Below are 9,521 nucleotides of genomic sequence, written 5' to 3'. Positions count from 1 at the left end.
CCGTTGATGATACTCCATACGGCGGTGGCGTAGGCATGTTAATGAGACCAGACGTAGTAGCAAAATCTTTGGACGCAAATTTGGAAGAAAAAGAGACAGTCTATTATCTAACACCTAAGGGTAAAATTTTTAATCAAGATATTGCAAAGGATATTGTTAAAAAAAACAAAGTAAATATTTTATGTGGGCACTTTGAGGGAGTCGATCAACGAGTTCTAGACTCAAGAAATATAGAGGAGATAAGTATAGGAGACTTTATACTCTCTGGGGGAGAGATGGCTTCTTTTGTTGTTCTAGATACGGTTTTAAGATTAGTGCCTGGAGTGTTAGGAAATCTTAATTCTACAAAAGATGAAAGTTTTGAAAACGGGCTTTTGGAGTATCCACAATATACCAAACCTCAAATATGGGAGAAATTAAGTGTTCCTGACATACTTTTATCTGGAGATCATAATAAAATTAAAAGCTGGCGTTTATCACAATCTGAGGCTATAACACGGCTCCGAAGACCAGATTTATGGCAAAAATATAAAAAGGATTAAAATTGCAAAATTTAAACATGAAAAATATAGAAGACATAAATAAAGCTAACGTTAAAAAAATTTCAGCTGAAAAAAAACTTCCAGAGTTTTTTCCAGGAGATATCATAAAAGTTGGTGTAAAAATTACTGAAGGAAAGAGAGATAGAATTCAGTATTTTGAGGGTGTTTGCATAGCAAAAAAAAATAGAGACTTAAATTCATCTTTTACAGTTAGAAAAATTTCTTTCGGAGAAGGTGTTGAAAGAACTTTTGCTCTTTATAGTCCAATAGTTGATACAATCAAAGTTATAAGATCTGGTAAAGTAAGACGTGCAAAACTATACTATCTAAGAGAAAGAACCGGTAAATCAGCAAGAATTGCAGAAAAGATAAAAAAGAAAATTGGTATTGATATTGATGCCAAACCTGAGCAGGTTACAGAGGAAAATGTGTTACCAGCAACAGAACAAAAGAATACTGAGGAAAAAGCCGAGACAAAAGTCGCTGGGACACCCAAAAAACTTGAAGAGAAAAAAGAAGATAGTAAGATTTCTACAGAATTAAAAAAATAATCTTTTTTTAAATGCCAAAGACTTTATACGATAAAATCTGGAGTGATCACTTAGTCCACCAACAGGATGATGGAACATCTTTGCTATTTGTGGATAGACATTTGATACATGAGGTGACTAGCCCACAAGCTTTTGAAGGACTTAGAAATAGCAAAAGGAATGTAAGACATCCAAACTTAACCCTTGCTGTTGTTGATCACAACATACCTACAACTGACAGATCTAAAGGAATTGATGACAACGACTCTAGAATTCAAGTAGAAACACTTGAAAAAAATTGCAAAGACTTTGACATCAAACTTTTTGGAATGAATGATAAAAGACAAGGAATAGTTCATATAGTAGGACCCGAGCAAGGATTTACTCAACCAGGGACAGTTATTGTTTGCGGAGACAGTCACACGGCAACTCATGGTGCTTTTGGAGCTTTAGCGTTTGGAATAGGAACCTCAGAGGTTGAGCACGTTTTAGCAACACAAACTCTAGTTCAGAAAAAAGCAAAAAATTTTAGAATTAATGTTAATGGAAAACTTCCTTTAGGAGTAACATCAAAAGATGTAATTCTTCAAATCATTGGCAAAATAGGAACTGCTGGAGGAACGGGATGCGTGTTAGAATATGCTGGTTCAGTCATATCAAATCTTTCTGTCGAACAGAGAATGACCATTTGTAATATGTCTATAGAAGGTGGAGCTAGAGCAGGATTAATCCAACCTGATGAAAAGATTTTTAATTATCTAAAAAATAGACCAATGTCTCCAAAAAAAGAAAACTGGGAAAAAGCAATTGATTATTGGAGTAAATTAAAAAGTGATAGCGATGCAAAATTTGATAAAGAAATTAATTTAAAAGGCGATGAAATAGCGCCTATGGTTACATGGGGAACTTCACCTGAGGACGTAGTTTCAATTAATGGAAAAATCCCCAATCCAGAAAATGAAAAAAATATTGATAAAAAGAATTCGATAAATAGATCTCTTAATTATATGGGTCTCAAACCTGATGTAAAAGTTCAAGACATTAAAATTGATAAAGTATTTATAGGAAGTTGTACGAATGGAAGAATTGAAGACTTAAGAGAGGCTGCACAAATATTAAAAAATAAGAAAAAGGCTTCACATGTACATGGAATGGTTGTCCCTGGTTCTGGTTTAGTTAAAGAACAAGCTGAGCAAGAAGGTCTAGATAAAATATTTATAGAGTCCGGTTTCGAATGGAGAGAACCTGGATGTTCAATGTGTTTAGCAATGAATGCCGATAAATTAAAACCTCAAGAAAGATGTGCATCTACTTCGAATAGAAACTTTGAAGGAAGACAGGGAAGAGGAGGAAGAACCCACTTAGTAAGCCCAGGTATGGCAGCTGCCGCAGCTATTGCTGGAAATCTAGATGATGTTAGAAAATATCAAAACTAATGAAAAAATTCACCTCACTTAAAAGCATTCCAGCCTATTTGCCGATTGTAAATATAGATACGGACATGATTATTCCTAAGCAGTTTTTAAAAACTATTAAAAGAACAGGATTAGGAAAAAACTTATTTCATGAAATGAGGTACGATGATGACGGAAAAAATATCGATAATTTCATATTAAACAAATCCCCGTATAATAATTCAAAAATTTTAATAGCTGGAAATAATTTTGGCTGCGGATCATCGAGAGAACATGCTCCGTGGGCACTTTTAGACTTTGGAATAACATGTGTAATAAGCTCAAGCTATGCAGACATTTTCTATAATAATTGTTTTAAAAATGGCATTTTGCCGATAATTCTCGATGAAGAAAAAATAAAAGAGTTAGCTGAATATTCAAAAAGAAAAGAAGAAATTGAAATTAATTTAAAAGAAGAAAAAATTCTTTTTGGAAATAATGAATTAAAATTTAAAATAGATCCTTTTAAAAAGAAATGCTTAATTGAAGGTCTAGATGATATCGCTTTATCACTAGAAAAATCATCACATATCAACGAATTTGAAAAAAAGGTTAAGTCAGCTAGACCTTGGATTTTTAATGATTAAAGTTAAAAAAAGAAAAATTCTTCTTTTACCAGGAGATGGAATAGGTCCAGAGGTTATCGCGGAAGTTAAAAAAATTATTCAGTGGTTTAATAAAAACAAATCCCTAGATTTTGAAATTGATGAAGATCTTGTTGGTGGAGCAGCATATGACAAATATAAGACACCCATAACAGATGAAGTATTTTATAAAGCTTTAGAAAGTGAAGCGGTAATACTTGGTGCTGTAGGAGGACCTAAATGGGACAAGCTTGAATTCTCAAAAAAACCTGAAAGAGCACTTCTTAAACTTAGAAAAGAATTGAAACTTTTTGCTAATTTAAGACCTGCCATTTGTTTTAAACAATTAGTGGACGCCTCAAGTTTAAAACCAGAAATTGTTTCAGGTTTAGATATAATGATCGTAAGAGAATTAACAGGTGGAATATATTTTGGGGAGCCAAGAGGGATCAAACCGATAGATAATGGCGAGCGAAAAGGAATTAATACTCATACTTACACTACAAAAGAAATTGAAAGAGTTGCGCGAGTTGCTTTTGATTTAGCTAAAAAAAGAGACAATAAAGTTACGTCATGTGAAAAATCCAATGTGATGGAAGCAGGTCAGCTTTGGAAAGAAGAAGTTCAAATTTTACATGACAAAGAATATAAAGATGTAGAGCTAACTCATATGTTAGCAGATAATTGTGCTATGCAGTTATTAAGAAATCCAAAACAATTTGATGTAATCGTAACCGATAATTTATTTGGAGACATTCTATCAGACGAAGCTGCAATGTTGACAGGGTCTTTAGGTTTATTACCATCTGCATCATTAGGAGCTAAAGACAAAGATGGAAATATGAGATCGATGTATGAACCTGTGCATGGTTCAGCTCCTGATATAACTGGCAAAGGTGTTGCAAATCCTATTGCAACTATATTAAGTTTTTCAATGGCGTTAAAATATTCATTAAATTTAGACAAAGAATCTAAAGCTTTAGATAACGCTGTTCAAAAGGTATTAGATGATGGATTAAGGACAAAAGATATTATTTCTAAGGGAAAAAAAGAAGTTTCTACTTCAGAGATGGGAGATGCGATTATTGCGTGTTTGCAAAAATAAATAAATTAACTTACGTTAGATAATTAGAAAAAAATATGACTATTTATACTGCACCAGTTGAAGAAATGATGTTCCTCTTTGATAATCTTAAAGATAATCAAAGATATAAAGAAATTGAAAAATACAAAGAAATTAATTCGGAACTTGTTAAAGGAATTTTAGAGGAGGCAGCAAAAATAAACCAAGAGCTTATTTTACCATTAGCTAAATCAGGAGATGAAAATCCTTGCGTATATGAAAATGGAGTTGTGAGAACACCTCCAGGCTATAAAGAAGTCTATAAAAAATTTATAGAAGATGGCTGGACTTCTCTATCTTGTGATCCAAAATATGGTGGTCAGGGTATCCCAAAGACTGTAAGTACTTTTTTTGAGGAAATGCTGTCATCGTCAAGTTTAGCATTTAAATTATATAGTGAACTTAGTATTGGCGCTTATAATTGTATACTCACTCATGCTGAGCAAAGCATAAAAGATAAATTTCTTCCAAAAATAGTAGAGGGAAAATGGAGCGGAACAATGTGCTTAACAGAACCACAGTGTGGAACCGATTTAGGCTTATTAAAAACAAAAGCAGTTCCAAAAGGCAATGGAACCTATGAAATAACTGGACAAAAAATTTTTATTACTTCTGGGGACCATGATTTAACGGAAAATATAATTCATTTAGTTTTAGCAAGAACCACAGATGCACCAAAAGGAACAAAAGGAATAAGTTTATTTCTTGTTCCAAAATTTGAGGTCAGTGACGATGGAGTTGTAGGTTCTAGAAACGGTGTCAGCACAAACTCAATTGAGAGCAAGATGGGAATTAAAGGTTCACCAACTTGTGTTCTAAATTTTGAAAATTCGAAAGGTATTATGATTGGACCTGAAAACAAAGGTTTGAATTCTATGTTCACGATGATGAATTTAGAGAGAATTGTAGTTGGTGTACAAGGTTTAGGAATTGCTGAAACTGCTTACCAAAATGCTGTTGCATATTCAAAAGAGAGAAAGCAAGGAAAAGCAAACAACAGTAAAAATGGAGAAACAGATTTAATTATCAAGCATGCAGACATAAGACGAAGTCTTATGAATATGAAATCAATTATTGAGGGCCAAAGGTCTTTTGCCTTTTGGTTGTCACAGCAAATTGATGTAAGTTTATCTCACGATGATAAAGATGTAAGAGGTGATGCATCAAATATGGTTGCATTGCTCACTCCAGTTATTAAATCATTTTTTACAGATAATGGTGTAGAAATTACCAATGATGCAATTCAGGTATTTGGCGGCTATGGTTATACAAAAGATCAAGGGATTGAACAATTATTTAGAGATAATAGAATAACACCAATATACGAAGGCACAAACTCTGTTCAAGCAATTGACCTTGTGTACCGAAAAATTTCTTCAGAAGGCATATTTGAAAACTTTATAAAATCAATGGATAATGAAATCAAAAATTATAAAAACGAAAAAAATTTAGAAAGTTTTTTAAACATTTTTGAAAAATATAAAGAAATCTTGGTATCTTTTACGAAGTGGATGAGAGAAAAAATCAAATCAAATAAGGATGATGCAAGTGCAGCATGTAATGATTATTTAAAAGTATTGGGTTACACAGCCTTAGCTTTTGCTTGGATTAAAACTTTAAAAATAAGTTTTGAAAAACAAAATTCAAATAAAGAATTTTATGAAGATAAAATTAATACAGGAAAGTATTATTTTGAAAAAATTTTACCAAGAGCACAGTCTCATTACGTTGTTGGAACAAGTGGCAGTCACACAACTATGAGTGCTAAATTTAATTAATGAACAAATATAATCAAAATTTGGATAAAAATAATGCGAATTTTGTACCCTTAACCCCTTTAAGTTTTTTAGAAAGAGCAAAGGATATATATCCAAATTATGAAGCGTTAGTATACGAAAATCGTTCTTATACCTGGTCACAAATTTACAATCGCTGTATTAAGTTTGCTAGTGCATTAGAGAAGATCGGGATTAAAGAGGGTGATACTGTTTCTGTGATGGCTTTTAATACCCCTGAAATATTTGAGGCTCACTATTCTGTACCAATGACTGGCGCAGTTCTAAATACAATCAATACAAGATTAGATGCAAAAACAGTTTCTTATATTTTAGACCACGCTGAGGCAAAAGTTCTTATAGTCGATAGACAACTTCATTCAGTAATAAATAAAGCATTAGAAAATGTAAAATCTAAGCCTTTGATTATCGATATTCAAGACGATAACGCAGATCAATCTTTGCTTAAAAAAATTGGTGACAAAGAATACGAGAATTTTTTGAATACAGGAGATGAAAGTTATGTTTGGAAAAAACCAAAAGATGAGTGGCAAGCAATCTCATTAAGCTATACATCAGGCACAACGGGTAATCCAAAAGGTGTAGTATATCATCATAGAGGTTCTTATTTAATGTCCACTGGAAGCGCAGTAGCTTGGAATATGCCTAACAGATTAAATTTCTTAACAGTTGTACCAATGTTCCATTGTAATGGATGGGGATACCCATGGACAATTCCAATGTTAAATGGAAAAACTATATGTTTAAGAGCTATAGACATAAAAAAAATTTTTGAATTAATTGAAAAACACGACATCAGTCACTTTGGAGGTGCACCAATAGTTCTAAATATGATTACGGGTGCCTCAGAGTCAGAAAGAAAGAAGTTGAAGAAAAAAGTTTTTGTTTTGACCGCAGGCGCTCCACCACCAAGTATAATTTTTAAAAAAATGGAAAATTTAGGTTTTGAAGTGATGCATGTATATGGATTAACTGAAACGTATGGTCATATCCTGCAATGTGCGTGGAATGATGATTGGAATTCATTTGATGAAGACAAAAAGAATGAAATCAAAGCCAGACAAGGTGTTAGATATCCAAACACAGAAGATACAAAAGTAATAGATCCAGAAACCATGAAACCCGTACCAAAGGACGGCAAAACTATTGGTGAAATTATGATTAAAGGAAATATCGTCATGAAAGGTTATTTTAAAGATAAAGAGGCAACTGATAAAGCAATGGCTCACGGATGGTTTCATTCTGGAGATTTAGCTGTGGTGCATCCAGATGGTTACATAAAGATCAAGGATAGATCAAAAGATATAATTATTTCTGGTGGAGAAAACATCTCATCTATTGAAATAGAAAATACTTTGGCTAAACACCCTAGCGTTTCAATAGCGGCAGTAGTTGCTAAACCGGACGAAAAATGGGGCGAGGTACCTTGTGCATTTATTGAAAAAGTAAAGGATCAAGAGGCAACAGAGAAAGAACTTATTGATTTTTGCAGAGAAACATTGGCTGGTTTTAAAATTCCAAAAAAAATTGCTTTTTGCGAATTACCGAAAACTTCAACAGGAAAAATTCAGAAATTTGAGTTAAGAAAAAAGGCCAAGGAACTAAGTTGATTTTTGAAATAGATAAGAAGCAAGTATTTGCATCTACTGCAGGTAAAGACTTTGATCCTACAAAGAAAACTGTATTCCTTTTACATGGAAGTGGATTGTCTCACATTGTGTGGTCTCTTACAGAACAATTTTTATCTAACAAAGATCTAAATATTTTATCTTTGGATTTACCAGGTCATGGAAATTCGGACGGGCCCTGCATTGATTCAATCGAAAAAATTGCAGATTGGATTGAAAGTGTAAGACTTTTTTTAAAAATCGAACAGGTTTCAATAGTAGGACATTCTCAAGGATGTTTAGAAGCATTAGAGTATGGTTCGCGTTTTAAAAAAAATACTCATAAATTAGTTTTTTTAGCGGGCTCCTATAGAATGCCTGTTAACCAAGATTTAATTGATCTAGCAGATTCTGGAGATAAAAAAGCTGTACACTTAATGATGAAATGGGGTTACGAAGGTTCAAGGAAATTTATAGGAGGCAATCCAGTCGAGAAAATTATTAATTCCTCAAGAGAGGTGAAAGAAATTTTAGCCACAGACTTAAAAGCTTGTAATAATTATAAAAATGGCAAAGAAGCTTCAGCTGCAATTGATTGTCCAACTTTATTAATTTTTGGAGCTCTGGATAAAATGGCCCCCTTAGAAAATGGAAAAAAATTTGCAAATTTAATTAAAAATTCAGAGACCCAAATAATTAATGAGTGCGGACATATGATTATGTTTGAAAAAGCTTTTGAAATGAGAGAAAAGGTAGCTGAATTTTTAAAAAAATGAAAAATTTTCCAATTATAAGATCACGTAGACTTAGAAGCACACCTTACACAGAAAGAATAGAAGCTCACGGTGTTAGCGGATATACAGTTTATAATCATATGCTATTACCAGTATCTTTCAAATCAATTGAAGATGACTACAATCATTTAAAAAAGTATGTTCAAGTTTGGGATGTTGCTGCGGAAAGACAGGTAGAAATATCAGGCAAAGACTCAGCAGAACTTGTTCAATTAATGACATGTAGAGACTTATCTAAATCTAAAATTGGAAAATGCTATTACGCTCCATTAATTGACCACGAAGGACTTTTAGTAAATGATCCAATAATTAATAAACTTGAAAATGATAGATGGTGGCTTTCAATTGCCGATTCTGATGTAATCTTTTTTGCGAAAGGCTTAGCTGCAGGACATAATTTTGATGTCAAAATTCATGAGCCAAATGTTAACATACTTGCTATTCAAGGTCCTCTATCAGACGACTTAATGGCTAAATTGTTTGGTGATGAAATAAGACAACTAAAATTTTTCAATTTTAAATACTTTGAATTTAAACAAAATAAATATTTTGTAGCAAGATCAGGTTGGTCGAAACAAGGGGGATTTGAGGTATATGTTGAGAATGATATTGCTGGTCAAAAATTATATGATGGCTTATTTGAACATGGCAAGGAATTGAACGTCAGAGCTGGTTGCCCAAATCTAATTGAAAGAATTGAGTCAGCGCTTTTATCGTATGGAAATGATTTTGATAATGGAGATAACCCATTTGAAGCAAATTTCGATAAGTATATAAATTTAGATACTGATGTTAAATTTCTAGGAAAGGAAAAGTTACAAAAAATTAAAAAAGATGGAGTTTCTAGAAAATTAATGGGAGTTAAAATTGATCATAATGAAATCAATATGAGCAAAGAAAAAGAATTGTTCGATGAAAAGAATAATATTGTTGGATATGTAAGATCAGCCGCTTATTCCCCAAATTTTAAAAAGATTATTGGTATTGCAATGATTAATAAACCTTATTGGAATAGCAAAAACCAATTTAAAATCGAAATTAAAGATAAAATATATTTAGGAACAGTTTGCGATTTACCCTTCATCTAGTAT

The 9,521-nt window shown here is 32.6% G+C and carries 9 protein-coding genes; all 9 read left to right on the top strand.

Annotated elements, in window-relative coordinates; genetic code table 11:
• Window positions 1–542 (top strand): tRNA (guanosine(37)-N1)-methyltransferase TrmD (gene trmD / locus AMN84_RS04880; RefSeq protein ID WP_075483931.1); only part of this gene is annotated, 542 nt, incomplete at its 5' end.
• 17 nt (window positions 543–559) lie between these two features.
• Entirely contained in the window at window positions 560–1,093 is a 534-nt protein-coding gene (gene rplS / locus AMN84_RS04875; protein ID WP_075483929.1) for a 50S ribosomal protein L19, read from the top strand.
• An 11-nt stretch (window positions 1,094–1,104) separates the two neighbouring features.
• Window positions 1,105–2,508: a 3-isopropylmalate dehydratase large subunit gene (gene leuC, locus AMN84_RS04870; protein WP_075483927.1), complete on the top strand. Its 1,404-nt coding sequence runs from the start codon at window positions 1,105–1,107 to the stop codon at window positions 2,506–2,508.
• Window positions 2,508–3,113 carry a 3-isopropylmalate dehydratase small subunit gene (gene leuD / locus AMN84_RS04865; RefSeq protein ID WP_075483925.1) on the top strand — a complete coding sequence of 202 codons (606 nt, stop codon included), beginning with the start codon at window positions 2,508–2,510 and terminating at the stop codon, window positions 3,111–3,113. The genes leuC and leuD overlap by 1 nt, the downstream gene beginning before the upstream one ends.
• Complete coding sequence (leuB, locus tag AMN84_RS04860; RefSeq protein WP_075483923.1) at window positions 3,106–4,215, top strand: 3-isopropylmalate dehydrogenase; 1,110 nt, start codon at window positions 3,106–3,108, stop codon at window positions 4,213–4,215. Before leuD ends, leuB begins: the two co-directional genes overlap by 8 nt.
• Window positions 4,216–4,250: 35 nt before the next feature.
• The gene (locus AMN84_RS04855) at window positions 4,251–6,011 is read left to right on the top strand and encodes an acyl-CoA dehydrogenase family protein (RefSeq protein ID WP_075483921.1); all 1,761 of its coding nucleotides are present in this window, start codon (window positions 4,251–4,253) and stop codon (window positions 6,009–6,011) included.
• A complete protein-coding gene (locus AMN84_RS04850) occupies window positions 6,011–7,639 on the top strand; it encodes a long-chain-fatty-acid--CoA ligase (RefSeq protein ID WP_075483919.1) in 1,629 nt (542 codons plus the stop codon). The genes AMN84_RS04855 and AMN84_RS04850 overlap by 1 nt, the downstream gene beginning before the upstream one ends.
• A complete protein-coding gene (locus AMN84_RS04845; protein WP_075483917.1) occupies window positions 7,636–8,412 on the top strand; it encodes an alpha/beta fold hydrolase in 777 nt (258 codons plus the stop codon). The genes AMN84_RS04850 and AMN84_RS04845 overlap by 4 nt, the downstream gene beginning before the upstream one ends.
• Window positions 8,409–9,518, top strand: coding sequence for a dimethylsulfoniopropionate demethylase (locus AMN84_RS04840; RefSeq protein ID WP_075483915.1), 1,110 nt, complete (start codon window positions 8,409–8,411; stop codon window positions 9,516–9,518). Before AMN84_RS04845 ends, AMN84_RS04840 begins: the two co-directional genes overlap by 4 nt.
• Window positions 9,519–9,521 lie beyond the last annotated feature (3 nt).

It is taken from the genome of Candidatus Pelagibacter communis, assembly GCF_001180105.1.
Lineage (GTDB): Bacteria > Pseudomonadota > Alphaproteobacteria > Pelagibacterales > Pelagibacteraceae > Pelagibacter > Pelagibacter ubique_K.
This window is presented reverse-complemented; position numbering and strand designations above follow the sequence as displayed.